Below are 26156 nucleotides of genomic sequence, written 5' to 3'. Positions count from 1 at the left end.
CGCAGTACTCAATCACTCCAATTGGATGTGGTTCTGTCGAATGAGGCGGCCCCAGGCCTCATATTCGCGTTTCACCTGGCTGCTGAATTCAGACCTCGATAGCGACTCGGAGGTTATGCCCGCCGCACTGAGAAAGTCAGAAAACGCCTTAGTTCTGTAGGCCTCTTGCAGCGTCTTGTGCAATTTCTCGGCAATTGGAGCGGGTACGCCTGTCGGAGACAACACGCCATACCAGCCGACCAATTCGAAGTCCTGTATGCCGAGTTCCTTAAAGGTTGGGACTTGGGGCAGGGAAGTCAGACGCTTCGTGCCCGTGATGGCCAGCAAGCGTATGCTCCCGCGCTCGGCAAAGGTCACGGCAGAGACCGCGCTGATGAAGAGATAGTCCACCCTTCCGGCGATCAAATCCATCATCGCTGGTGCATCTCCTTTGTAGGGTGAGTGGACGGCCTGCGCGGAAAGCTTTCCATTAAGCAGTTCCCCGTAGATATGCGATGTGCTTCCTGCCCCGATGCTGGCGAAGCTCATGCTTCCCTTGTGCGTCGCTGCATAAGCCTGAAAGTCCGCAAAGGATCGAATAGATGAGGTGGCAGGAACAGCTAGGACTTGCGGAAGATACGTGATCACGCTGATTGCCTGCAGGTCCTTTAATGGATCGTAGGGAACCTTTTGCATCCAAGGCAGCTGCACTATCCCGGCTGGTGATGTCACGAGCAATGTGTACCCATCTGGCACCGATTTGGCGACAGCGTCGGTGCCGATGATGGTGCCGGCGCCTGGTCGGTTTTCAACCACCGCGACTGCATTCCATCGCTTGCGTAGATCTGCGCTGATCAGACGCGCCAGCGTATCCATCGGGCCGCCCGGCGGGAAAGGAACGACTAGTTTGATGGGCTTCGACGGATAGTCAGCTCCGGCTGTCGTCGTTGATTGCGCGTGTGCCGGATTGCTCAGAGAGACGCAAAGAAGCGTCGCAAGGATAATGCGCATGGGGATCATGTTTGGCTCCCGATTCGGTAAAAGATCCGGACCCGCTTATGCGGGATTCTCAATCAGCGGAACGAAGTTCGTGCGACCTTGGATGCGGGTGAGCCACTCGGCAATGCGCGGATACTGTTGCATCGGGTATCCAGCCAGATCAGCCATGCAGATGTATGGAAACAGAGCGATGTCAACCACGCTGAAATCTCCGACGAAGTAGTCCACCGTCTCCAGGTGCCGTTCTATATGGGCTAACGCCTTCGAGCCGATCGCCTGCAGGTACTGAACTTCCGTGTCCGAGGCCGTTGCCGTCTTGGCCAGAGAAAGAAGGTAGCGAGGCCGTGCGAGGAATCGCAGAACATCGGCTTGCTCGAAGAAGAGCCATTCGAGAACCTGTTGTTCGAGTTCAGGCGGCAGCAGCGGGGTGTGAGCAGCGAGTCGCAGTAGGATCGCATTTGATTCCCTCAAGACCGTGCCGTCGTTCAACTGCAGCACGGGAACGCGGCCCCACGCGTTGAGCGCCAAGAATTCTTCAGTTTTGGCATCCCCCCTGCCGAGATCGAGCACACGACGCTCGAACTCCAACCCCAACTCCGCAAGAAGGAGGCGGACTTTCCAGCCGTTGCCGGAGTGTCTGCTGTCGTACAAGATCACTGATGGGCTCCTACACAGTGCGATCGAGAGCGAAGGCCGCGAGCTCCTGGCCAAGGAGGCGCTCTACATCGGGGTAGATCGTGGGATCGAACAGACCGCTGCCCATGGGCAGCGCGCGCTTGCTTGCCGCAAATATGGCTACTTCGGTGCCAACCTTGGCCTCGGAAATGGCAATCACATCGCCAGATACCGCATCAAGCGATGCAATCAGATCCGGGAAAGTGGCGATGCGAGTGCCCTCGTGTTCAGCGGTCATGAATTCATTACACACGCCGAAGACGATGTCCTTCTTCGATTGCTCGCATCGGACCGTTAATTGGCCGATGTCGAACCCATCGCGATAAGCAACGGTGTTGGCCAGAACGGGACCCACTGCAAGGACCTGGCCCTTGGTGAACGCAACAGCTGCCGCCAGGCGTGCGCTCGCGGAAGCGCCTGCGTCCATCACGGAGCGTCCGAGGCCAATCTGGTAGGTGATTGCACCGACGGCGCCCGCTTCCTCTACCAGTGCGGCGTCGAAGTAGCCGCGTGCCGCCATGATCAGGCCACCATTCTGTACAGCGGCCGCACGCATGAGCGCCGAAGTAATCAGGGTGTTGCCGTGCACGCAAAGGCGCACATTGTCACCGGAGCCGGCCTGATAGAACAGGGAATCGGGTCGGGACGATAGGCCAAGACTGCCCATCTTCACCGTCGGGTGACCTCTCCCGTTTGTCGCTGCGTCCAGCATCGGGATCGAAAGCTCTGAGGCCACGAGCCAGGCGTACAGGCCGGGTACATGGCCCGGCATTACGGCGTCGGGCTTCCGCCCCACCGCGCGAACCAGCTCTTTCGCCGCGGCGATAGAATGGCCGGGGTGGACTAGCAATTTGCCACCGCCTGGGGCTCCGACGCCCGACGCAATCATGACTTGATCTTTACCCTGGAGAGCAGTGGTCGAGATCAATGGAATCGGGCCGTTTTGGCACGCCAGCGCGCCGTAGTTCCGGTCCTTCTCTACGCGCGACCTTCCGCTGCCCCCAGCGGAAAGAAGCATGCCACCGACAATGCCGGGCTCGATATCAGACAGCGTTAGCTCAGTCATGGTGAATTGCTTGCAAAGGAAGCCCTAGCCCGGCCGTATTGCGCGTCTGGATTGCCAGCTCATAGCCCGCATCCGCATGACGCAATACACCGATGCCGGTATCGCCATCGAGCACTGCCTTTATCTTGACGTCAGCAAGCTCTGTTCCATCGGCGATGACCGTATTGCCAGCACTCATGGATTTATTGCCATTAGCGTGGATGGCCACGAGCGTGGCTCCGCCGGAGCAAGCGAGCATCGCGTTAATCAGTGGCCAGTCGGCGATCGCCTCACTTCCATCGCGCATCTTCTCCGTCTCGCGGAAGGGAGACGCCACCGAGCCGGCGTCGAGGTGGTCGCGCGTAAATGCAATCGGAGCCGAGATGCGACCATCAGCCACAGCGTTATTAACGATGCGCGCTAGGCGCGACCGTTCGCCGTGCCCAAGCCATCCGATGCGGGCAGGCAAGCCCTGAAACTGAATGTGCTTTCGTGCCAGCGCGATCCACTTGCAGATCATGTGGTCAGGAGGAAAGCTTTCTTCAATCAGCTCATCAATGACATGGATATCGCGCTCGTCTCCCGAGATAGCCAGCCATCGGAATGGACCGATGCCCTCGCAGAACAATGGCCGAATGAATAAAGTAACGAACGAGTCTAGTGCTGCTGCCTCAGGCACCCCAGCCTCCACAGCTCGTGCCCGAAGTGTGTTGCCATATTCAAAGGCGAGCGCGCCTTGTTTCTGAAAATGCAGAATTGCTCGTGCATGTCTGGCCATCGTGCTTGCGGCCAGTTCCAATGCCTTCGGCGTGTCGCTTTTCACCAGTGTGGACGCCTGCTCTGGAGTGAGCCCGCTTGGTACATATCCGCGGTACGGGTCGACCATGCACTGGTCGGTGACGATATCGGGCTGGAATCCATTTGCAATCAGCTCTTCGTAGACATCGGCAACGTTTCCCACGAGGCCAACCGAGCCTCCGATCTTGAGTTCGACCAGTTGACGAATGCGCAGTCGCGCATCGTCGATCGAATTGGCAATGACGTCTAGGTACCCAGTCTTCAAGCGCTTTTTCAGGGAAGCAGGATCGACATCGACGATGAGAGTTGCGGCTCCGGCCATCTTTCCGGCTAGGGGTTGTGCCCCGCCCATACCGCCGCATCCGGCAGTAACAATAGTGCGACCGGCCAGACTGCCGCCAAAATAGCGCTCGGCAGCGCCAACGAAGGACTGGTACGTGCCTTGCACGATGCCCTGGCTTCCAATGTATTGCCAGCAAGCAGCCGTCATGCCGGGCAGCACGGTCAAACCTTGCTGTTCCAGGTCAAACATCTCACCATCGCTGGCCCAACGGCCTAGAACGATGCCATTCGAAAGGACCGCGCGAGGAGCAAATATGCTGGTGCGAAAGACGCCGATGGGCTTGCCAGATTGAACGACAAGAGTTTCGTCGTTCTTCAGAACCTTGAGTGTTGCTACGATCTGATCGAAGCACTCCCAATTGCGCGCCGCCTTGGCGGCGTTCATATAAATCACCAGATCCTCCGGCCGCTCTCCGTTCTCGAGGTTGTTTTCGAGCATGCGTAGGATGGCCTCTTGATGCCATCCCACGCATCGCAGGTTCGTGCCTCGTGCTGCCTTGATGGCTCGTGGTGTGCGCTGTTCCGACATCCGTGGTCCTTTTTATGTTGAGTGATTCTCAGCGAGTCTGGTGTCCAATAGGCGGAGCGTCTGGCAAAGTACGCGGGTTCCGTCAGTCAGCTGGCCTGGCTCGATCCATTCTTCGGCGCAGTGGCTGCGCCCATTGAAGCACGGGATGAAGATCATCCCCATCGGTCCCAGGTGAGACATGTAGGCGGCATCGTGGCCGGCGCCGCTCGGCATGCGCGTATAGGAATAGCCGAGATCTGTGGCGGCGCGACTCGCGGCGTCCATCACGAGCTCCGAGCAATCCGTCGGTGTCGATTGGCTGACTGTATGCATTTCCGCGCATAATTGCAGCAACTCGAGCTCCTCTCGTGCTGCGGCCATTACCTGCTCTGGAAATTCCTGCAATACCGCCAACTGATCGCTACGAACCTCCAGTGTTAGCTCGACGCAGCCCGGCACCGCATTCGACATGTTTGGGTGTACGCCGACTTTGCCGACTGTGGCAACGACATAGCTGTCACCTCTAGCCGCAGCGGAAGCACGCCGGAACACCTCGGTGATGATGTGCGCGGCGCCGACCAGCGCATCTTTGCGAATGTGCATCGGCGTCGTGCCGGCATGATCCGGCTGGCCAGTCACGCGGATCGCTGAGCGCCGGATTCCCACGATGTTGGTGACTACGCCGATTGGCAACTGCATACGTTCCAAAACCGGCCCTTGTTCGATGTGAAGTTCGACAAAGGCAGCCATGTCCCCAAATTTCCGCAGTGGGGCTCTCAGACGCGTTGGCTCGCCACCGGCGCTGGCGATTGCACTTGAGAGAGTCTCTCCCGAGGCGTTTGTGCTGGAGAGCATGGCAGGCGCAAGAAGTCCGCACATACCGCGGCTTCCGACGCATGACGCGCCGAAATCACTCGGCTCCTCGGAGAGGAAGTCAATGACCTCTAGCGGATGATCGAGGTGGACGTCTGCCTCGTGGAGCGCCTGCGCAACCTCAAGTCCGGCCAGCACGCCTGCGATGCCATCGAATCTTCCGCCACCGACCACCGTGTCGCAATGCGATCCTGTCACAAGTGGAGCCAAGCCCTTACGCTTCCCGGCACGGCGGCCAATCAGGTTGCCTGCCGCATCCACACGCACCTCTAGGCCGGCGGCCTTGAACTCAGCTTTGAGCCACGCCCGGCTTTTAACAAACTGCGGCGAGAACGCACGTCGCGTCCAGGGCTGGTCCGGCAAAGTCAGCAAACTGAGTGTCTGAATGCGTTTCCACAATCGATCCGCATTAATAGAAGGGATGGCCGACATCATGATGCCGTTTCCGTCGTCCGGGGCGCGAGGAAACTCCCATAGCCAGGCATATTGCGAATCTGCGGTGCAGTACTATCGGCGCGTTCGAACACCAGAGTGCCACGACAGTACGTTGCTTCGACGCTGACTGCGAAGCTCATTCCTTCGAAAGAACTCCATTGCACAGCCGACAGGCTATTTCGAGGGTCAAAGGTATAGCGTCCGGGCTTGAGTAGAACCATGTCGGCGTCGTGCCCGATTTGCAGCGCGCCTTTTCGGTCATCCAACAAGAAGTGGCGCGCTGGGTTGCGACACAGCTGTTGCGCGACGACCGTGGGCGGTAGGCCACGATCAGCACATCCAGTCCAGAACGCTGGCAGGAGCGTCTCCAGCCCTGGACCTCCCGAAGCGTTCTTGAAGATGTTCGGATCCGATTTGCGCTCAAGTCCCCAGCTCACGTGATCCGAAGAAACAAAGGTGCAATCGCCACTGGCAATGTGCTGCCATAACAGTTCTGCCTCGGCCTTTGTGCGGATCGGCGGGTAGTGTTTTGTCTTGGCACCAAGGCGACGAGAGTGCTCATCATGATTGAGCGTGAGGTATTGCACACACGTTTCGATGCTCACGAGGTGACCGGCACGGCGGTACATCTTGAAGATTTCAAATCCACGAGACGTCGAGACGTGTACTGCATGCGCGCGGGCGCCAGTTTCAGCCCCCAACTCGTAGATCAGCGTGGTTGCGAGATTTTCGATTAAGGGTGTGTGTGCACGCATGAATGCGTCCCAGCCGATATCGCCTTCTGAGATGTGCCTGGCGACGCTTTTGCGGGTGAGTTCCTGCATTTGATTGTGCACGCCACATGCGAGACCAGATGGGGCGATCCGTCGGAACGCATCGTACAAGACGTCCTCTTCAACGCGCGGAAAGCGGCCCGGTGTCGCTTCGAATGTGGAGAACTTGAACGCACAAGCGCCCCCTTCGATCATGGCGTCGATGGCGTCTACGCCATACTTCTCAGTGACGGTGGCATACAGCGCTACGTCGACATGGCAATCGCGGCGTACCTCGGCGATCTTTTCGTCTAGCTCTTTACGCGAGGCCACAGGGTGCGGGTCGTCGTAGGGCATGTCGACCATCACTGTAATCCCGCCTGCCGCCGCTGCCCGCGAGGCGTGCCCCAGCCCTTCCTGGTTCGCCTGGCTTCCCGAATGGACTTGCCCGTCTACAACGCCTGGAAGGATCCAGAGGCCTCTGGCGTCCACCTCCTGCCGTCCCGCCGGTGCGGCGCCACCTTGGCATTGGCCTCGTTCCGCGATCCGGCCCTCGCGCACCCCCAGCCAGGCGTCCACTGCGATCCCATCCGGATCAACAACGTTGCCTCGTACCACCAAGTCAAAGTCGCTCACGCTTGCTTCCAGGTGATGAATGGTGACATCAGTCTAGAGTGCAGGTGTTAGAATGTCATATGCCAGTTTAGCCTCCAAATATAACGCGACGTTATGGCCTTCAACCTTCGGCAGATTGAAGTTTTCCGCGCGGTTATGGTTGCCCAATCAATCAGTGGGGCGGCCAAGGCGCTGCATGTTTCTCAACCGGCAGTCAGCCGGCTGATCGCCTATACCGAGCAGCGCGTTGGCCTCAAGCTGTTCGAACGCATCAAGGGACGGCTCTATCCCACGCCAGAAGCACGGCGTCTTTTCGAAGAGGTCGGTGCTGTTTATAACAGCGTGCAACGCGTCAATCAGGTCGCAGAAGAACTTATCACCCGAGGCTCGGGGGTCGTGCGCGTCGGCTGCAGCGCGAATCTCAGTCAATCCCTTCTGCCACACGCGATTGCTGCGTTTGGTAAGCGGCATCCCGAAATACTCGTCGTACTGCACACGATGAGCCCCGACAACCTCGTTCAACACATCTTTGGTCAACAGGTCGAGATCGCCGTCGCATACATGCCATTCCCTCATCCCAGTCTCGCGACGCAACTGCTGTACGAAAACCACATCGTTGCAGCATTGCCGGAAGACCATCCGCTCACTAGCAGGGCAGAGCTGCGTGTCGAAGATCTGGTCAATGAACCTTTCATCGGCTATGTCGCAGACATCCCCTTCGGCCAGTTGGTGCGAAGGTGCTTCGAAGGCGTCGATCACATCCCCCGACCACGGGCAGAAGTGCAGCAGGCTCATGTCGCCTGCGCTCTGGTGGCGGCTGGCGTCGGCGTCGCGCTGGTCGACGAACAGACGGTGCGCTCGCATCAATGGCGCGGAATCACTACGCGGCCGGTGGTTCCGAGCATACCGACGCCTGTTCACGTGTTCCATGCGCTTCATCAGCCCCTCTCTCGACCTGCGCAAGAGTTTATTTCGATACTTATGTCTCATGCTAATGACTATCGAGTCCAGGTCGCTGCGGCGACCTAGCTATGGCACTTGGCATATATCGGCAACAAAATGGCCAAGCTTCGGTCTCGGGTTGCGAGGGAATTTCGGGTATGTCGCGAAAGTGTTGAAGCGTGCAGTTACCCCCCTTTCGTAAAACAACCGTCAAGGTCCTGCTGTGCTTCTGAAGCCGAGGGATGCTCAATACTCTCTCGTTTTTTGTCCAGCGCCACGTTTCCCAACATCAGCGGTACCTTCCCTGACTGCGTCCGACGTGGCTTGTTTCCCCTAAAGACTATGTTTGATTCAGAAGAGGGAAGCTTGGCGATCGTCGTGTCGCTTGCCGGAGGTATTCGCTGACGGCGGCCGTTCAGGCGCGCGAAATCGGGAGGTGTCAAGTCGCAGCCTCTTGTAACTGAGGCCGCGGCGGTCTGCAGCCTTGAAGAAGCGTTGTCTCAGGAAATCCGACCAAATTCCGGTGCCGCTCATCCGCTGCGAAAAGTCCGCGTCGTAATCCTTCCCTCCGCGCATCTCTCGCACGCGGTTCATCACGCGCTCTGCGCGGTCCGGATAATGAGCCTGAAGCCATTCAAGAAACAACGGTCTTACTTCCCACGGCAGGCGCAGCACAACATAGCTGGCGTACCGCGCGCCGGCTTCCTGCGCAGCCTCGAGAATTCGTTCCAGGTCCGGCTCTGTGATGAAAGGGATGGTTGGGGCCACGCTGACGCCTACCGGGATGCCGGCGTTAGAAAGTTCACGAATTGTGCGGAGCCTGCGCGATGGTGTTGCGGCGCGAGGCTCTAGGGTGCGCGCGATATCGGTATCCAGGGTCGCAATCGTGATGTCTGCGAAAACGAGACGCTTCTCCGCCATTGGTGCCAGCAGGTCGATATCGCGCTCAATCAGTGAGGATTTGGTGATTAGGGCAACGGGATGATCCGTTTCATGGAGCACCTCCAGAATTTCGCGCGTGACGCAGTGCTCGCGCTCAATTGGCTGATAGGCGTCAGTGTTCACGCCCAGCGCGATGGGTTCACAGCGATAGGAAGTCTTGGAAAGCTCTTCGCGAAGGCGCGCCGCAGCATTCGTCTTCGCATAGAGTTTCGTCTCAAAATCCAGTCCAGGGGAAAGATCCAGGTAGGCGTGGGACGGCCGCGCAAAACAATAGATGCAACCGTGTTCGCAACCTCGATAAGGGTTGAGCGAAACATCGAAACGGATGTCTGGCGAGCTGTTGCGCGTGAGGATGGACTTCGCCTGCTCGATAGTTACCTGGGTCAGCAACTTTGGCCGAGAGGCGTCAGGCTCGTGCTGATGTTCGTCGACCGGCTCGGCCCATCCGTCATCGAATGCCTCGCGCTGCACGCGTTCGAATCGTCCCTGCACATTGCTGATAGCCCCGCGGCCCTTGCGGGCTTGCGGGGCGCCGCGTCTTTCATTGCTCATATCAATGGGTCTACCCAGCCGCCGATCTTGGCGAGGCCACCGGCCACGCGCAGGAATGTATCGTTGGCGTACCAGGCTTGGTGATTTTCGGAGTGCTGCCAAAGGATGGCGCTCACATTCTCAATGTGAAAGCTTAAGCCAATCCGACCCCCCGCGCTGAGTCATTGTTCGGAAAGCAGTGTTTAGCTTCTTCAAACAATACGCGCCTACACCAACCCCATGATTTCGAGCATGCCTCGGCATCAAGAAGTCCTGACGCCGAAGCATTGGCGCTTTTGGGCGCTAGCTTGGGATGGCGTCCATTCGCAGCCAATGCGCTGGGGCTTCGTAGCCAAATAGATAGTTGCTCAAGTCAGGTCCCTTTTTTCCCCAGGCTACAAGGCTCTTTTCCATCTGTCGCCAGTTCAGCTCAACGTGAAGGCTGCGCAGGCGGTCCAGGTCGGAGCCCTTGTATGGCTACTGTGCCTCTTCCTTCATCCAAACATGAGCGCGGCGATCGGCACACGACAGGAAGATGCCACGTACTTCAGGCAAGCGACTCCAACCAATGCACACTGAAGAGTTGCGCCCGGTCGGTCCAGACTTTCGTCGGATTGAGCCCCGAGTCCGCGGCAAGCTGTTGGAAGCCTGCAATTGTAAATTTGTGCGAGTTCTGGGTGTGAATCGTCTCGCCCTCCCGGAGCTCGATTGAGGTGCCACAGACTTCGGCGACCTGGTCCTCCTTGCTTACGAGATGCATCTCGACGCGTTGCCGCCCCGGGTTGTAGTAGGCGTAGTGTGAGAACCCATTGAGGTCAAATGTACCCTCGAGCTCGCGGTTAATCCGTCGCAGCATATTGATGTTGAACTGCGCCGTCACGCCTTCCTGGTCGTTATAGGCGGCATGCATGAGATCGGGGCGCTTGACCAGGTCCACGCCAACCAGCAGACCACCACCTTTCAACAGGATCGCCGCCCGCCGCAAGAACGCGATTGCCTCGTGAGGCTCCAGGTTGTCGATGGTCGATCCCAGGAAGAAACCTATGGGGCGTATGGACGGCTTGGGCAGTTCCTCGATGGCCATGTAGTCCTCAACCCGCGGGAATATCTCAAGGTCTGGATACGTCGCCATCAGTGCTCGTGCGGCTCGCAGCAGAGGCTTCCCTGAGATGTCGATGGGTGTGTAGCTGAGCGGGCGGCTGAGGGGCTGGAAGCCATCCAGAACGTGTCGGATCTTCGTGAGTGAGCCTGCGCCGAATTCAAGGATGTCTGCATAGCGGCCAATCGCTATCGCGATTTCACATGCATTATCAGCCAAGATCTCCAGCTCTGTCCTGGTCGGGTAGTACTCAGGAAGGCTACATATCTTGTCGAACAGCGTTGAACCCAGAGCGTCGTAAAAATACTTCGGCTGCAGCTGCTTCGGCAGGGATGGAGGTCGATTCAAACCGTCTAACACGTCAGCGGCAAAGGTATTCGTCAACGTAAGCATGGTGTTGGAGGAAGCTGACGAGGCAACAACGCAGGATGAACGACGACTACCCGCTCCAAGATTCGACAGCTCGACACATTGTTGAGGGAATTAAATTTACGTTGACCGGTCGAATTTTGACAACAATGGTCTGACAAACGCACTGTTTTGTTTTAACGAACATTCCAACCGTCTTATTTCTAATACGATATCGAATGCGGGGATACTCTCTCGCATCTATTGTACAAACATATAACGGAGGGACAAGACTTATGGCATGGTATGTCGATGAGGGTTGCCAGAAAAAGGCACGGCACCAGGCTGGACAATGAGTACAAGCCTGGCACCAAGGTCCCGTACTCGGGCATCTACGCATGCACTGGATGCGGGCAAGAGCGCGCGCTTAGCGAGGGCGATCCGTTAACGACACAGAACCATCGGCAGCACAACCAAGGCCAGGGAGACATCCGCTGGAAGCTCCGTTTGCGAGCCGAAACGGAGTGAGCGGCAGCATCTATAGGCCTCTGCTTGGTGCAAAGGCCGTTTCTGTACAAACGCTTACCAGATCGCGAGAGCTCGCACGCCTGGTTGCCCTCGTGCAGCTGCGGATAACCTAGCTAGCCTGGTTTGCTGCGAGCACAGCGTTTGCTGCACTTTGAAGAAGCATCACGGCTTCATCCGGCTCGAGAACTTGCATACTAACGAAAGCGCCGTTTATCAAAACGGTCAGCTGACCCGCAACTCTGTCTGGGTCCGTGACATTGAGTCGCATGGCAAGCGCCTTTAAGCGGCGGCGCATTTCGCTTTTGTGGGCAGCTGCGACCTTGCGGGCGGGATGGTCAAGGTCGGGAAATTCTGCAGCTGCATTGATCTGCGCGCAGCCTCGGTAGCAACGGTCATTAACACGCTGACCAATCCACTCCAGATGAGCATCCAATTCCGCCCTGGGATCGTCCGCGTGTTTCGCGGCGACCTCGTTCCATGTGTCCCAGAACGCCTTGTCTTCGCGTTCAAGGTAGGCGGCCACCAAGTCGTCCTTCGTGCCGAAATGTCGATACAGGCTAGTCTTGGCGACCCCGGCCTTTTGAATCACCAAATCCACGCCAACAGCGCGGACACCTTGTGTGTAGAACAGGTCCGAAGCGGCGTCCAGCACCTTTTGCCGCACATCCGTACCTAGTTCTTCCGCTTGTCGGCCTGCTCGAAGCGCTGGCATATCTGGCCCGTTCCTCTGCTCGTATTGCCACACTCTACCACGGGAACTTGACTCGCTACTGACCGGTCTGTATCGTTCTATGAAACAGACCGGTCAGTAGCGTGCGTACGCAAGTTGACTTCGATGAAGGGATAACTGCGAGGCAACTTCAGCGCCTCATTGGCACAAAAGGAACTCAAAGAGCACATCATGCGCCTATATGACGTTTCATTTTCCACAGATTCTTTGCGGATTCGCATTGCCTTGGCTGAAAAGGGCCTGTCCGATCAAATCGAACTCGTCGAAATCGACATTTCCTCTAGCGGGCATGACGAGGCACCTTTCGCCGACATCTATCCTGGCGGCGCGGTGCCAATACTTGAGCTCGATGACGGCACCTTCGTATCTGGGGTGACTGCCATCACTGAGCATCTCGACAACCTCGATGGGAGTCCTGTTCTGACCGGCACGACTCAGAAGGAACGAGCGCTGGTGCAGAGAATGCAGAGGTGCGCGGAACAGGAACTGTTTTACGCTCTCGGAAGCTATTTCTACTACGGCACCCCAGGTGGTAGCACGGCGTTGGAAGCGTTTCAGTTGCCCCGTTGGGATGGGCGCGCGGAATGGGCTGCGCTCGAGCGAGAGAGGGCGCTCAGCGGCATGCATTACTTCGACGGTGTGCTTGCAACACAGCCATACGTCGCTGGCGACAGATTCTCTATGGCAGACATTACGCTATGGTCGGCGCTGCACGTCGCATCGTCCCTAGGCATTGACGAGCCACCAGGATGTGAATCGCTCAGAGCATGGCACTCCGAAATGTGCCAGCGTCCTGCCATCCGAATCCCCGCCTAGCGAACCAATCAACGCGTGTTGGTGTTGCTTGCGGGAACGCATGGCAGGCCAGCTTCCAATAGTAAGGTAGTTATCATGGACAAACTGGCTTCGATGCAGGTCTTCACGCACATCGTCGACCATGGCGGATTTAGCCGCGCTTCCCAAGCCTTGGGCATACCGAAGTCGACGATTTCGCGGAGCATCACCATGTTGGAATCACAGCTGGGTGTTGCACTATTTCGTCGCACTACGCGCAACGTCACCTTGACCGAGGAAGGTGCCTATTACTACGGTATGTGCAAGCGGATCCTTACTGCCATAGAAGAAGCGGATCTCTCAGTCTGTAGCCAAAACAAGTCCTAGATGAAGTGGAACCGCTACCGCTCCTTGGCAACGATTCCACGCTTGTTCTCAGGGAAGCAGAGTGCCAGAACGAGAGTGGAAGCTGCAACAGCCTGTGGATGATTGCGTCGCGCAGTCGCGCGGCGTATCGCTACCGGATCCGACCATCGCTACAGGGCTGTTGAGATTCGTACGGTGGCAGGCAGGTGGGTAATGTCCCAGCACCAGCCCTGGCGCGGCGCCGTGGCGATGTGTGTGGTCGGCGGTCGACTGGCTTTGGGAGCCTTGGCTCGACCGCGGTGCTCGGTCTGGCCGTGTTCACGCAGCACGCGGGCAAAGCTCGACTCGCTGGTAATGTACACACCTTCGTCGGCAAGCATGGGCACGATGCGCGCTGGCGGCATATCGGCGAAGCGCGCCTCGTTGGCTACGCTCAACAGCGTTTCGCGCTCGGCTGGGCTCAAGGCATGGGCAGGTGTCGGACGCGCCGCGTCCGGCCTGCGATCGCCCGATGTGAGACCTTCGCCAGCCTTCCATCGCTGCAGCGAGCGCAGGTCGATGCCGGCGGTCTCGCACGCCAGACGCAGCCGCGCGCCATCGGTGTGCGCCACGCGGATGTTCTGGGCCACGAATCGGCGATCTTCGAGGCCTATCATTCGTCATCGCCCTTGTGGAAGATCGCCTCGAGTTTTTTTGAGAGCACCAGCAAGGCCGCCGTCTCGGCCAGCGCCGCATTCTTGCGGCGTAGATCGCGCTCGAGTTCCTTGATGCGGCGCCGGTCCTGCTTGGTCTGGCTTGGGCTGGCGCGCGCCTCATCCGGCTCGGCCAGCGCCTGCGTCGCGCTTTGCCGCCAATTGACCAGATCCTGCAGGTACACCCCGTTGGCACGACACCAGGCGCTCTTGGCTGCCTCGTCCATGGCGGCGGTGGTCAGCACCGCGTCGAACCGGGCGGCCGCTGTCCAAGCCCGCTCGCGAGAGGGCTTGGACGGCAACTCACTGCGCCAACGCTCAAGCGTATCCACTCCCACGCCGATCTCGCGCCCAACGTCTTCCGGCGATGCGCTCTCGGGCGGCAGCATGCGCGCCACAGCCCTGTCCTTGAATTCTCTTCCGTACCTGGCCACTCTCGTCCTTCATCTTCGCCCCTGGGGTTTTGATTCTATCGAGGCGACAACCATTCTGACGCGGGGGGCTCAGTGACTGACGCCAAGCGCTCTTCAACGTCGAGACGGGTCGAATATTTATCCAATACTGTGAATCGGTGCTTTCCCTATTTTGAAATAATGTAACGATCAATGCGGCATATGCCACAAGTATCGAATACTTCATGCGTCGCTACTGTTTGTATTTGTTGCCAGGTACTTTTCCTTTTATTGAACAATGCGCATGCGGTGGAATTGTGGCTGCTGCGAGGTCCCCTAGCTGCGGGCCTTTCAGGGCGATTGGAGGTAGCGATGCGTAGTGTTTCTACACGGCCGAATCGAACTTCCAAGCGGCACTGCGTCCAAACTTCGCATATGCTTTTCTGTCGCGTTACCGAAGGCGAACTTTCGCTGCAGAACAGAACAGTGCGCGGGTGGCTGGTCATCGAACCGATGGCGGCGAGTTCGAACCGTGTTCTCAGCAGCCGCTTGTCTGCTTCAATCTTTGATTTCAGCTTGCGATTGTCGTCAGGCTGAAGGAGGAAACATCGATGATTCTTTCAGTGTATGACCGCTCTGTCCCTATTTTCACGCGTGGTATCACGATCCTGCACGCGCTACTAGACAAAGGCGAAGCGCATGCGATCGAGCGTGCAGTGGTGCCCGACTACTATATCCGGGCGCAACTTGCGCCCGACATGGCGCCTTTGGCCAGGCAAATCCAGTTTGCGACGGACTCTGCAAAATTCAACGCTGCGCGGCTCTCTCAAACCAAACCACCTGCCTTCCCAGATACAGAAATCACCTTCAAAGATCTTCGCCAGCGGTGCGATGCAACCCTGTCGTTCTTAGCGGGCCTGGATGCCCAAACTTTTCTAGGTGCCGAGGAACGCATCGTCAGCTTTCCATGGGACGTCCGTCAGCTGACACTACCTGCGGAGACCTATCTCCTCCAATACGGATATCCCAACTTCTTCTTTCACATTACAACTGCCTACGACATCCTCAGGCACATCGGCGTCCCGCTGGGAAAGCGGGACTATCTTAGTCTCTATGATGGAGTGTTCCAATGAGAAATCTGAATGTTGTGCTCTGCAATCCCGTAAGGACGGCCATCGGGGCATACAACGGCGCTCTCAAATCAACGCCGGCCACCGAACTCGGCGCGATTGTCTTTCGTGAGACCTTGCGCCGCGCCAATCTCAACCCGGCACTTATTGGATCGGTGGTGATGGGCAACGTTATCCAGGCGGGAAATCGCATGAATCCGGCACGACAGGCATCGATCGGCGCTGGGTTGCCCGTATCGGTCCCCGCGATGACCATCAACCGGGTCTGCGGTTCTGGCGCCCAGGCTATCGTCACAGCCGCTCAACAGATTGCCACCGGTGAAGCTGAGATAGCGCTTGCCGGAGGCGCGGAGAACATGGACCGTGCCCCCTATCTGATGGGCGCGGCCCGCTGGGGTTATCGGATGGGGCCGGCGGAGATCCTTGACAGCATGCTGACAGATGGCTTGCTGGACGCGTTCTCGGGGGAACACTCAGGCTGGCACACGGAAGACCTCGTGACGGCTTCGCAGCTGACTCGCGAGGATCAAGACCGGTTCGCAGCCCGTTCGCAACAACGTTTCGCCGCTGCTCGCGAAGCGGGTCGATTTGAAGCCGAGATTGTCCCCATTGAACTGAAAGGCAAGCGGGGAAGCGAGAATTTCGCCATCGACGAGGCGCCTCGTCCGGACACAACGGTTGAAATCCTGGCAAAGCTCAAACCAGCCTTCCGGGCCAATGGCAGCATCACCGCGGGCAATGCTCCGGGCCTGAATAGTGGCGCCGCAGCAATGATTGTTGCTGACCAGGCGGCAGCAGAGAACAGGGGCATCGAGCCTATGGCGCGTCTCGTGTCTTTTAGCGTAGCCGCCGTTGAGCCCGGCATGTTCGGACTGGGGCCCGTTCCGGCAGTCCGACTGGCGCTAGAACGAGCCGCATGGTCACTTGGCGATGTGGAGCGCATCGAAATCAATGAAGCCTTCGCTGCTGTCCCGCTGGCTGTTGGAAAACAGCTAGGGCTGCCCGAAGACCTGATCAATGTGGAGGGTGGCGCTGTCGCGCATGGGCATCCGATTGGCGCAACAGGCGCCGTCCTGACAACACGGTTGCTTCATTCGATGAAACGCGACGGCATTAAGCGAGGCATCGTCACACTATGCATCGGTGGTGGCCAAGGCATCGCACTGGCGCTAGAGATGATCTCCTGAGGCTTGAAACGGCCGTCGCGCATTGCCGGCGACGGCCGAATATCAGGATGGCTGACGCTCAAGGACCACTGTCTTCCCAAATCCGGAGAGGGACTGCCGGAGCTGGGGCGCAGCAAAATCGATGAACTTGCGCAGCTTGATTGGCATCAGGCTGCGCGATACATGGATCATGTGCACTGGTACCGGTTCGACCTCGAATTCCGGCAGCAGGATTTCCAGTTTACCGGCTGCCAGCGCTTCTGCGACGTCGTGTTCGAGCAGCAGGGTCGCGCCTACGCCATCGGAAGCAGCATCCGCCGCGGCGTCTGGAGATGTCACCTGGAGCCGCGGTTCGACTACGACCGTAATGGTTTTTCCCGTCTGCGGTAGCCGGAATCGCCATGGCGACAAATATGGGCTGTTGAAAACAACAGACGGAATCTTGGAAAGCGCGTCAGGCTCGCGCGGCACCCCGTACTTCTCAAGGAAGGCAGGGCTCGCACACAGGACTGGGCGCAGCATCCCTACTCGCGTAGCAATCATGCTGCTGTCAGCGAGTTCTCCAATGCGTATTGCCAGGTCAGCGTGCATGTCGACCAGGTCTACGTTACGGTCAGACTGCAGCAGCTTGATCGAAATGTCTGGGAATAAGGAGAGAAACTCGCTAACGATGGGCAGAACATGGAGTCTGCCGAGCTGGACGGGGCTAGTAATGACCAGTTCACCCCGAGGAGAGGTGAACTCTCCCGTTGCTTCGCGTTCCTGGTCGTGAACCTGATCGAGAATCCGTCTAGCCGCTGCGACATAGGCGGCACCCGCGTCTGTCAGCGTCAGCTTGCGTGTTGTTCGGGTGAGCAGCCGAGTACCGAGAAATTCCTCAAGGTCCGTGACTCTGCGGGTTAGCGTAGAGACGGGGACCTTCATTTCGCGCGCAGCTGCGGACAAGCTTCCCTTGTCGACAGCACTTAACAGCATCGCCATGGCTTCCAGACGGTCCACGTCATTTGCCCACTTTAAGATCGATGGCATGATTGTAAGAGAAAGATGCTGTCGGGTGTACCCACGCAAGAGTTCAACGTGGAGACTGACCAGCTCCGAATGGAGCACAAGGCCCAATGCAACGTGGTCTGCCAACCCTGCAGATTGCCCCAGGCGAAACCGCAGTTCCACAGTAGCCCAACTTCATGCTTGTTGAAGTTGTCGGAGTAGTCACGTCCGAATCCTATATGGACCGCAGGATCGGCGTAGGACTGCGTCATGCCGGTTGTCGCCAGCATTGCCACGGTAAGCCGTATCGTGAAACAGTACGAAACTTGAAAGCCAAAGAAACAGCAGAGTCGAAACCTGCGTTGTGTCGAAGTCCGGGCCATCCTAGTCTTCCCCTGTTGAGCGGTAATGCCAATCGCCAAGGGAGGAGTGCTCTGGTCGCCCATATTTCACTATGACGTAGGGGCAACCAGGGCTTCGGCGATGTTCCTGACGCGACTACGTCAGACCTGCGTCAGACCACCATCCACCACCAGTTCGATTCCATTCGTATACGAAGAATCGTCGCTGGCGAGATAGAGCACTGCCTTGGCCAACTCAACGGGCAAACCAAACCGCTTGAGGGGCACCTTTTCCTGCAGGCTCGCAGCAACTTGCTGGAGATCAGCCTCGGACAGGCCCATCTTCCCGTAGAACGGGGTCGCAATAGTGCCAGGACTCACGGCATTGACACGAATTCCCTTGCCGGCCAATTCCGCGCCGAGTGTGCGGACGAGCGACCGGGTGGCAGCCTTCGTGGCAGCTAGGACGGACAGTCCAGGCATCCCCACCTCGTTGAGGAACGATGTGGTCACGACAATGCTTCCGCCGTTGGACATGAAGGGCACCGCCTTCTGGATGGTGAAGAACACGCCATTGAAGTTGAGCGCGAAGTTGCTTTCGATGTATTCGGGCGTGATGGCTTCGAGCGGCGCTACAGTGCTTGCGCCAGCATTGGCAAATACGACGTCGATACGACCAAATTTCGCACGTGTTTCCTCGACGGCACGCTCGATATCCGCGACCTTTCTGACATCTGCCAGTACGGAGAGGGCCTTTCCTCCCAGCACTTCGCCGGCGGCTGCGAGGCGCTCGGCATTGGAGCCAACGATAGCAACCTTCGCTCCCTCGACCAGAAACAACTTCGCAGTCTCCAGACCGATACCGGAGGTGCCGCCTGTGATGAATGCTACTTTATCTTGCAGTTTCATTTCAAGCTCCAGATGTGAGACGCGGTTTACGCGCGTCATTGATGTTCAAAAGATTGGACGTAGTGTGGTGTGGAAGAACGTGCCCGCTAGGTTGTCATGCCGGGGAAACTACGGACGGTCTTTGGCTCATTTCGATGTGCCACGCCATGAGGGCCGTGAGCTCTGTGGGAATTTCGAGCTTCGCGACGCGCGCAAAATACAACCCCGACCACACAGTGATATCTGCCATCGAGAATTCGTGTCCAGCTACGAACGGTTGCTTCGCCAACACGTCGTTGAAGTAGCGCATGGCCTCCATAGCTCGGTCACGCTCGAAGCCCGCCCACTCGGTGCGAGCTTCCCATTCCGGACGCTTGTACGGCATCAGGATAGGGCCGGGACCTGGCGTCCCGTAGTGGAAGTAGTGGCCTACGGCGTAAAGCAGTTCACGCTCTGCGCGCTTCTGCATCATGTGAATCATTGCGCGTTGCTTTGGCGTAGTTCCAGTTAGCGTCGGCTTACCTTCCAAGTGGTCCAGATACTCGATGATCGCGGTGCATTCAGAGATGTAGGTGCCGTCGTCGAGCTCAAGAACGGGCACCGTACCTTCTGGATTTATCGCGAGAAACGGCTCCTGCTTGTGCTCGGCCCCGGGCAAATCGACGAAAACGAAGTCGATCAGAGAGCCGAGATTCTTCTCAGCCAGCGCGATGCGAACACGAAGCGGGTTCGGGAAATCGGGAAAATCGAAGATCCTCATGATTCGTTTTTAGGTTTACGGTGTTGGGAAGCAGTGCGATCGCTAAGCGTGCTCACAAGCCCTGGCTGCCCTCCGCCCCAGGGGGAGTCTGCGCAATCCAAGCGCTCGAATGAGCAGCGACCAGGAGATCTACCCCGCGGCCTTCAGGGTTAGGGGGCAGCCGCGACAGCTGCCCTCGCGGCCCGATGCGGATGCCTTAGGCCGCTGCCTGCGTTTCTTCGGCGTAGAACGGATAGTCCGTGTAACCTACTTCCGTACCGCCGGAGAACGTTGCCCTGTCATAAGCATTCAGGGGAAGGTTCTTGCGCAGCCGCTCAGGCAGATCAGGGTTGGCCACAAAGTGGCGACCGAATGCCACGAGGTCCGCATCGCCCGCATCGACGATTTCCTGTGCCGTGCTGCCGGTGAATCCACCGGCTGCGATGATGATGCCGGGGTAGTGCTTGCGGATATGCCGAGCCGCGATGGCATCCGGGTGCGCGCCCTCCGTTTCACCGGCGCCCGTGATGCGCGGCTCAATGATGTGCACGTATGCCAGGTCGAAATTGGCAAGCTCTCGCGCGACGAAGGTGAAGAGCGCGACGGGGTCAGAGTCCGACACATCGTTGAATACCCCGCTGGGGCTCAGCCGCACGCCAAGCTTCCCATCACCAACCACATCGAGGACAGCGCGAATCGTTTCGACCAGCAGGCGCGCGCGATTCTCGAGCGAACCCCCATAGACATCCGTGCGCTTGTTGCTGCCGTCCTGGAGGAACTGGTCGAACAGGTATCCATTTGCCGCATAGAGTTCGACACCGTCGAACCCAGCTTCCACGGCGCGCTGTGCGGCGACACGGAAGCTCTCCACAAGGTCGGCGATCTCGTGTAACTCAAGTGCGCGGTTCGGCGTGGCCGGAACCCAGCCGCCACGGATGTGAGCAACGCCGCTGTGAGGGATTGCGGACGGACCAACGGGGGCGCCGCCATCGGGTTGGAGCTCGGCATGCGACTGGCGGCCAGCATGGTAGAGCTGCATGAAAATCTTGGAGCCCTTTGCATGCACCGCCTGGGTGACGAGACGCCAGCCAGCAATTTGACTGTCATCGTAGATGCCGGGAGAGCCCAGATAGCCGTTGCCGCCCATGGTTACCGCGGCAGCTTCGGTCAGCATGAAGCCACCCTTGGAGGCGCGCTGGCCATAGTAGGTTGCCATCAGCGGCGTCGGGATTGCGCCTTCTGCTGCGCGCATACGCGATACAGGCGCCATAACAACGCGGTGGGAAATCTCGTAGGCACCAACCTTAACAGTCGAAAAAAGCTTGGACATGACAATCTCGCGATTTAAAAGTACGTCAATCGGAATCAACAATAAGAGCTAAAGAGCGTCGATTGCTTATGCGGTAAAGCAAATCAACACCGCTCGAAATTGGGCTCCTCTATTTCCAATCCGTTGTGAATCGGACCAACGCGAACCCGGTGATGCAAGTGTATGAATGGAAGCGGAAAAGCAGTATCCGGCTGCGCTGGGAAACATTTCCCCACAGGGTGGTGAGATGGCTGAGGAACCGGGCGGGCACCGCGGAGCGACGACGTCAGTCGGACGTTTGTGTATTTTGGCGCATACCTAGGGGCTATCAGATCAGCAGTTTGCGCTTCGGATATGCCGATTTGTGACTTTGCAGACGCATGAACTGTGCGCGGCCCGCGACGCTCTCCCGGGCTCGGATGACAGCCATTGCCGGTGGTTAGCATGACCGGACGTCGGATGCTCATTGAGCCCATTGGGCAATCAGCAGGCCCGACCGCTACACCGCGACGGGATCTCACACCAAATCGCGTAGTCAGGACTCGGGTCCATTGAGTCAATTCCGATAAATCGGGTGTTCTGCGAGCAGTGGGTTGAAACGAAACGATCGGATTGGATGCTGCATTTCCCGGAGCGCACGTTCTATTAATTCCGCGGTACCAAAAAAAACCCCTGGACCGCCGGTTCGGTTCGGCCCAGGGGACGGGGGGAGAAAGGTCAGGACGAGCGAGCACCATTCAAGTTTCGACACGGGGTCAAGCTCAGATGACAGGTGGAGGGAAAAGGCATATGAGCCAAATCGAAACGTATCTTGCCCTAACCGATTATAACAATAGCGTTATTCGCGTTATGAACCCAAGTTCAATCTGCTGAAAGCTTTATTTATCACAACGAAACAATTTAGCTTTGGACAGAACGTACCAACAATGTGTCCAGGCCGCGTAGCGATGACGGCGGGCCGGATTGGTGCCGTCGAGAAGGGGGGCGCCAGTAACCTTGGTTTATTGGTGGTTTGTGCAGGACAAACTAGACTGGATCAGGGCCAGGCCTAGCAACGAGAATCAACCTCCGCGCTTATTCGGTGTAGCGCCATCGCTAAGAGCCTGCGGCGAGCGATTGAAAAACGCTTTGCATTGCAATCGGCGCCACTGCCGAGAGCTCTTCTCTGTTCGACTGACTCCGTCATCCGAGAGATCGCTGCAAATCCTTCCTCTCAAAAAAAAATCCCTGACTGCGGGAGCGGCCAGGGCGAGAAGATAGGAGTAAATCAGGACGCAACCAACGAACCTGGATCGTTTCGATGAAGAAACCGGCAATTTCCACGGAGAGTAAGAGGTGCCGGAAAGAGACCGTAACGAATCGCGTCCTGACGTTAGGACAGTAGCGGATAAACCATCGTCTTCTCAAGTCATTTTTTGAAAATAGAATGTTTGGTATAATTGAACAATACAGCGGACCCGACTTCTGCGGTCCATCGACTGCATCGCGATGGCAAATGCGCATGCGATGTGGATGCACAAGAGGCAGCACCATGAAAGTCAGCAAGGAAAAGGTAGCCGAGAACCGGGCCGCCCTGATCGACGCCGCCAGACTATTGCTTAAGGAGAAGGGATTCGACGGCGCGAGTGTCGCGGAGATCAGCGCGAAAGCAGGTCTGACCCAGGGGGCGTTCTATCGGCAATTTGCCACCAAGGATGAGCTCACGGCGATAGCTTGCCGACTTGACCTGGCCTCGCGTTGCGAACGCTGGGAAGCCGAAAGCGGCGACCGCAACGGCGCTTTGGCTTACATAGACGACTATCTGCTCTATGCATTGAGCCAGGATCCGACGGTCAACTGCCCCCTGGCTGCTTATGCGGGTGAGATTGCACGTCAGCCGAAGAACGTGATGGCGGCCTTTGCAGACGGCACGGCGGAGATTGCCAAGCTAATGGAGTTCTCGCTGCGCAAGACGCTCTCTCCCGCTTTGGCGCGTCGCAGGGCTCTGTTTCTGGTGACCTCTTTGGCTGGGGTAGTGGCCATCGCGCGAGCTATTAATCCGTCCAATCCCGAGCTCGCGAAAGAGATACTTAATGCCGCAGCGGTCGAAACCAAAAAGCTGATACTCCCGCCGCCAAAGAGGAAGTAAGCCCAAGGAGCGTCGCCATCGAAAACTGCTTAGCCTCTCTTGCTATCTCTCGGGACTGGGCAGTCAGGCATGGAGGCCGCCATCGCCGGTATCTTCCGTGGCCTATCTTCCAACGCGAAAAGGTCTGATTGCTCGAAGAGTTTGGTGATCCAATCCAGGAACACTTTGACCTTCGGAGGAAGATGGCGGTTCTGTGGATAGACTGCCGAGAGGGGTAGTGAGCTTGGCTTCCACTGCGGCAGAATCTCCACAAACGAACCGACGCTTAAGTGCTCCTGGACCATGAATCGTGGAGGCTGCAATATCCCGAGGCCGGTGAGTCCACACTCGACATATGCATCGACGTCGTGGAAGCTGAGCTTGCCCATCATCGGCACATCGAGGCGCTCGCCCTCCACTCGAAAACTCAGATCCGTGGGGCGGTTTGTCCTGCTCGACACATAGTGCAGTGCCTGGTGATTCTTCAAATCTTCGATGTTTTCGGGATGCCCATGGCGTCGCAGGTAGTCCGGGGTCGCCACGGTGATCTTCTGCATATCAGCCAGGCGACGTCCAATTAAGAAGCTGGAATTCTCAAGCTCGCCAGCTTGGACTGCGCAATCTACACCTTCTCCGATGAGGTCCACCCATCTGTCACAGTACGACAGAGTCAGTGCTATGTCCGGATACGTCGAATGGAAGTGCTGCAGTTGAGAAGTGACCAGCCATTTTCCTATGATGGCCGGCATGCTTACGCGCAATTTGCCGCGAGGCCCATTTCCGGGTCCTCCCATCACGGCTTCCATTTCGGATACCTCAGCCAGGATTCTCAGAGAATGCTCGTAGTATTCCTCTCCCTCAGGAGTAAGCTTTACGGTGCGCGTCGTTCTCTGCAACAAGGGCACCCGAAGATGCCCTTCTAGATTCTTGACGATCATCGTCACAGAGGTACGGGAGATATGAAGGACGTTCGCAGCCCGGGAGAAGCTATTAGCCTCTACCACGCGTACGAACACCTCCATGGCATGTAACCGGTCCATCTTCCCTCACCCTTACACGTTCTCTCCGTCACCTCGCTATCGGGGAGACTCTTCTGATCTGCACCTGTCGGGCGTCGTCATGTATGTGGGACCTTGAATTTCTCTCGGGCGCGAAATGCTGCGTCTCGGGCCCAGCAGCCTTCCACGTGGTCATTCACCAAGCCCAATGCCTGCATCAAGGCATACATGTTCGTTGGCCTGACAAACTTCCAGGCGCGCTTTCGTAAATCCTTCGATATAGCGAATAGATTCTGGGCTGGTAGTCATCGCGCGATACACCTCCGGTGTCACGCGTGTTGGACGGCTCCTCGGATCGGGTTCGTATTGCCAGAAATAGGCAGCCAAGGATGACTCCGTCCTTAGCATTTCCTGCGCACATTTGGCGTTATGAATGGCCGCCTCGATTTTTCCTCTGTATCGTACAATGCCCCGATTTCCCAGCAGTCGCTGAACATCGCGTTCGGAAAATTGAGCGACATGCTCAATCTCGAAATCGGAGAAGGCCTCACGCTTGCGAAGGATCGTCAGCCAACTCAAACCGGCTTGAAATCCCTCCAGGCAGACTTTTCGAAGATCCGCTTGTCATCGCGAACTGGGAAGCCCCATTCCTTGTCGTGATAGCGGCAGTAGAGCCTTCCAAGTCTCCGCACCAATCGCAACGAGCTGATGCCTGCAGCCCGGCCTTTGACACCACCTCGCCTCCTTGATTGATCAAGCTCGCAAGACCCTTCCAAAGCTTGCATGGTCACGCCGGCGAACTGCGGTGTCGGAGGCTAAAAGTACTACCGGCACCGCACATCTTAATGATAGCAGGTACTATCATTAAGGTCAACGAACCATACAGTTCGTCCTGATGCAGATATGTGCGCTGCTGGCGATGAGGAGCGAGTTATGTGGCGCCGTCGAATCGAGAATCGAAAGCGCAACGCGAGAAAATCTCGTTTCTCTGGCAGCACATCTCGTTTATTGCATTAGAGGAGCCGTGACGATACCGCTTGGGCACATCCGTACAGACGGTGAACCTGACATCACATCACTGCAGAGGGATGTTCTTGTGTTCGCTCGCATTCCTTCGTGGACTCACTTGCGAATACGTCGGGCGTCGTGTGCGCGTGAGGCTTTGCTTTGTGCAGTGGTCAGCGCGCAAACGAGCGCCGATGCCGCAGGGCTACAACGGCGTATTGCGAGACGCGTTACGAGCCTTGCTAGGCGTTGTAGCACATCCACTATCAGTTGCGCTTTGCGTCCACCGCCGCAGATACATGGATGTCTGTCGTGCAAAGAAAGCCGCGCAGTCTCACTGCGCGGTCGGGGAAGAAAATACCGTGGGGTCAAGTCACGGCATGACGGACTGTGAGGTGACTCGCTAATGACCGCCAGCCCGTCGTGGGAGGGATGTTTCCATCATGCGAGCCTATGCATGGGCTTTACGTTGCGAGAATCTCTGCCTTCAGCGTAGGGAGTCGGCTTCGATTGGCGCGAAGCGCGGCGCCGTATTCCATGATCCGCGCGGTCTCACTGCAAACCTCTGGTCCAAGATAGCGCTCAAGCAGATAGAGCGTCGTGTCGATCCCGAGAGTCACGCCACCACCCGTCACGATGTCGCCCTCATCTACGACAAGCGCTTCGACAGCGTCTGTCGTCGAGTAGAGGCGTTCCATTGTTGTGATGGGACACTCCTCCGGGTCGGCTACAGGTGCCTTAGTTGTCGCGCGTTTGCCATCGAGTAGTCCCGATGCTCCGAGAATCATTGCCCCAGTGCATACGCTTGAAATTACCTCGCCCCGAGCATGACGCTGCTTGAGGAACGCGTGCATCTTCGTGTTCTCGAGCTCCTTGCGCCAGCCTGGTCCGCCCGTTACGACAACGACGTCAGCCACAGGCGCATCGGCAAATGAGAAATCGGTTTCCACGCGCAATCCGTTCTGCAGCTCGACCTGGCCACCGTTCTCGGACACTGTGAAGTAGGACAGCTTGTCTGTCACACGCTTGGCCATCGACAGGGTGCCGACAACAGCCAAATCGATGGGTTCAACATGGGGATATAAGACGACGGCAGCGCGCATGGGTGTCTCCTGTTGGTA

Annotated in this window: 21 protein-coding genes and 2 pseudogenes; 6 read left to right on the top strand and 17 right to left on the bottom strand. The window is 57.6% G+C overall.

The genetic code is table 11. The features are described from left to right. Positions 1–12: 12 nt before the first annotated feature. The 6 genes from ACGLHR_RS15420 to ACGLHR_RS15395 are packed head-to-tail and all read right to left on the bottom strand — an operon-like array spanning position 13 to position 7042. A complete protein-coding gene (locus tag ACGLHR_RS15420; RefSeq protein ID WP_400094926.1) occupies positions 13–999 on the bottom strand; it encodes a Bug family tripartite tricarboxylate transporter substrate binding protein in 987 nt (328 codons plus the stop codon). Between the two features lie 36 nt (positions 1000–1035). After that, positions 1036–1635, bottom strand: coding sequence for a glutathione S-transferase family protein (locus ACGLHR_RS15415; protein WP_400094924.1), 600 nt, complete (start codon positions 1633–1635; stop codon positions 1036–1038). A gap of 10 nt (positions 1636–1645) precedes the next feature. After that, positions 1646–2719, bottom strand: a complete 1074-nt coding sequence (locus tag ACGLHR_RS15410) for a DUF917 family protein (RefSeq protein ID WP_400094922.1) — start codon at positions 2717–2719, stop codon at positions 1646–1648. Beyond that, positions 2712–4367, bottom strand: a complete 1656-nt coding sequence (locus ACGLHR_RS15405; protein ID WP_400094921.1) for a urocanate hydratase — start codon at positions 4365–4367, stop codon at positions 2712–2714. Before ACGLHR_RS15405 ends, ACGLHR_RS15410 begins: the two co-directional genes overlap by 8 nt. Positions 4368–4379: 12 nt before the next feature. Beyond that, entirely contained in the window at positions 4380–5654 is a 1275-nt protein-coding gene (locus tag ACGLHR_RS15400) for a Zn-dependent hydrolase (RefSeq protein ID WP_400094920.1), read from the bottom strand. Continuing rightward, positions 5651–7042 (bottom strand): dihydroorotase family protein, encoded by a 1392-nt coding sequence (locus ACGLHR_RS15395; RefSeq protein WP_400094918.1) that lies wholly within the window; start codon positions 7040–7042, stop codon positions 5651–5653. The genes ACGLHR_RS15400 and ACGLHR_RS15395 overlap by 4 nt, the downstream gene beginning before the upstream one ends. A 93-nt stretch (positions 7043–7135) precedes the next feature. Here ACGLHR_RS15395 and ACGLHR_RS15390 point away from each other — a divergent pair, with 93 nt between their 5' ends. Next, a complete protein-coding gene (locus ACGLHR_RS15390) occupies positions 7136–8050 on the top strand; it encodes a LysR family transcriptional regulator (RefSeq protein WP_400094916.1) in 915 nt (304 codons plus the stop codon). Between the two features lie 264 nt (positions 8051–8314). On the opposite strand, the gene ACGLHR_RS15385 is transcribed toward ACGLHR_RS15390, so the two are convergent. From ACGLHR_RS15385 to ACGLHR_RS15375, 3 genes are all read right to left on the bottom strand, one after another. After that, positions 8315–9457: a PA0069 family radical SAM protein gene (locus ACGLHR_RS15385; RefSeq protein ID WP_400094915.1), complete on the bottom strand. Its 1143-nt coding sequence runs from the start codon at positions 9455–9457 to the stop codon at positions 8315–8317. A 526-nt stretch (positions 9458–9983) separates the two neighbouring features. After that, positions 9984–10928 (bottom strand): L-histidine N(alpha)-methyltransferase, encoded by a 945-nt coding sequence (gene egtD / locus ACGLHR_RS15380; protein ID WP_400094914.1) that lies wholly within the window; start codon positions 10926–10928, stop codon positions 9984–9986. 592 nt (positions 10929–11520) lie between these two features. After that, positions 11521–12123 (bottom strand): TetR/AcrR family transcriptional regulator, encoded by a 603-nt coding sequence (locus tag ACGLHR_RS15375; protein ID WP_400094912.1) that lies wholly within the window; start codon positions 12121–12123, stop codon positions 11521–11523. Between the two features lie 159 nt (positions 12124–12282). Between ACGLHR_RS15375 and ACGLHR_RS15370 the strand changes: the two genes are divergently transcribed. Next, on the top strand, positions 12283–12957 hold the full coding sequence (locus ACGLHR_RS15370; RefSeq protein WP_400094910.1) for a glutathione S-transferase family protein: 675 nt from the start codon (positions 12283–12285) through the stop codon (positions 12955–12957). A gap of 75 nt (positions 12958–13032) precedes the next feature. Then, the gene (locus tag ACGLHR_RS15365) at positions 13033–13302 is read left to right on the top strand and encodes a LysR family transcriptional regulator (RefSeq protein ID WP_400094909.1); all 270 of its coding nucleotides are present in this window, start codon (positions 13033–13035) and stop codon (positions 13300–13302) included. 167 nt (positions 13303–13469) lie between these two features. On the opposite strand, the pseudogene ACGLHR_RS15360 reads toward ACGLHR_RS15365, so the two are convergent. After that, positions 13470–14407 (bottom strand): annotated as a pseudogene (locus ACGLHR_RS15360) (IS3 family transposase); the annotation flags it as partial. A 569-nt stretch (positions 14408–14976) separates the two neighbouring features. Between ACGLHR_RS15360 and ACGLHR_RS15355 the strand changes: the two are divergent. Both ACGLHR_RS15355 and ACGLHR_RS15350 read left to right on the top strand, forming a co-directional pair. Continuing rightward, positions 14977–15498 (top strand): DUF1993 family protein, encoded by a 522-nt coding sequence (locus ACGLHR_RS15355; RefSeq protein ID WP_400094907.1) that lies wholly within the window; start codon positions 14977–14979, stop codon positions 15496–15498. After that, positions 15495–16682 (top strand): thiolase family protein, encoded by a 1188-nt coding sequence (locus ACGLHR_RS15350; RefSeq protein WP_400094906.1) that lies wholly within the window; start codon positions 15495–15497, stop codon positions 16680–16682. The genes ACGLHR_RS15355 and ACGLHR_RS15350 overlap by 4 nt, the downstream gene beginning before the upstream one ends. A 42-nt stretch (positions 16683–16724) precedes the next feature. On the opposite strand, the gene ACGLHR_RS15345 is transcribed toward ACGLHR_RS15350, so the two are convergent. The 4 genes from ACGLHR_RS15345 to ACGLHR_RS15330 form a co-directional block, all read right to left on the bottom strand. Next, on the bottom strand, positions 16725–17660 hold the full coding sequence (locus tag ACGLHR_RS15345) for a LysR substrate-binding domain-containing protein (protein ID WP_400094904.1): 936 nt from the start codon (positions 17658–17660) through the stop codon (positions 16725–16727). Between the two features lie 491 nt (positions 17661–18151). Then, positions 18152–18898, bottom strand: a complete 747-nt coding sequence (locus ACGLHR_RS15340; RefSeq protein WP_400094902.1) for an SDR family oxidoreductase — start codon at positions 18896–18898, stop codon at positions 18152–18154. Positions 18899–18992: 94 nt separating this feature from the next. After that, a complete protein-coding gene (locus tag ACGLHR_RS15335; RefSeq protein ID WP_400094900.1) occupies positions 18993–19637 on the bottom strand; it encodes a glutathione S-transferase family protein in 645 nt (214 codons plus the stop codon). Between the two features lie 196 nt (positions 19638–19833). Further along, positions 19834–20946 carry an alkene reductase gene (locus ACGLHR_RS15330; RefSeq protein WP_400094898.1) on the bottom strand — a complete coding sequence of 371 codons (1113 nt, stop codon included), beginning with the start codon at positions 20944–20946 and terminating at the stop codon, positions 19834–19836. A gap of 1510 nt (positions 20947–22456) precedes the next feature. Between ACGLHR_RS15330 and ACGLHR_RS15325 the strand changes: the two genes are divergently transcribed. After that, the gene (locus ACGLHR_RS15325) at positions 22457–23053 is read left to right on the top strand and encodes a TetR/AcrR family transcriptional regulator (RefSeq protein WP_400094897.1); all 597 of its coding nucleotides are present in this window, start codon (positions 22457–22459) and stop codon (positions 23051–23053) included. Positions 23054–23082: 29 nt separating this feature from the next. On the opposite strand, the gene ACGLHR_RS15320 is transcribed toward ACGLHR_RS15325, so the two are convergent. The 3 genes and pseudogenes from ACGLHR_RS15320 to ACGLHR_RS15310 form a co-directional block, all read right to left on the bottom strand. Next, complete coding sequence (locus ACGLHR_RS15320) at positions 23083–24054, bottom strand: LysR substrate-binding domain-containing protein (RefSeq protein WP_400094895.1); 972 nt, start codon at positions 24052–24054, stop codon at positions 23083–23085. Positions 24055–24149: 95 nt separating this feature from the next. Next, a pseudogene (locus tag ACGLHR_RS15315) lies at positions 24150–24766 on the bottom strand (DNA-3-methyladenine glycosylase I). Between the two features lie 733 nt (positions 24767–25499). Then, positions 25500–26138, bottom strand: a complete 639-nt coding sequence (locus ACGLHR_RS15310; protein WP_400094894.1) for a DJ-1/PfpI family protein — start codon at positions 26136–26138, stop codon at positions 25500–25502. Positions 26139–26156 lie beyond the last annotated feature (18 nt).

The organism is Cupriavidus sp. CuC1, assembly GCF_044627735.1.
GTDB lineage: Bacteria > Pseudomonadota > Gammaproteobacteria > Burkholderiales > Burkholderiaceae > Cupriavidus > Cupriavidus ulmosensis.
Note: the sequence above shows the minus strand (reverse complement) of the source record. Positions and strands in the feature narration are given on the sequence as shown.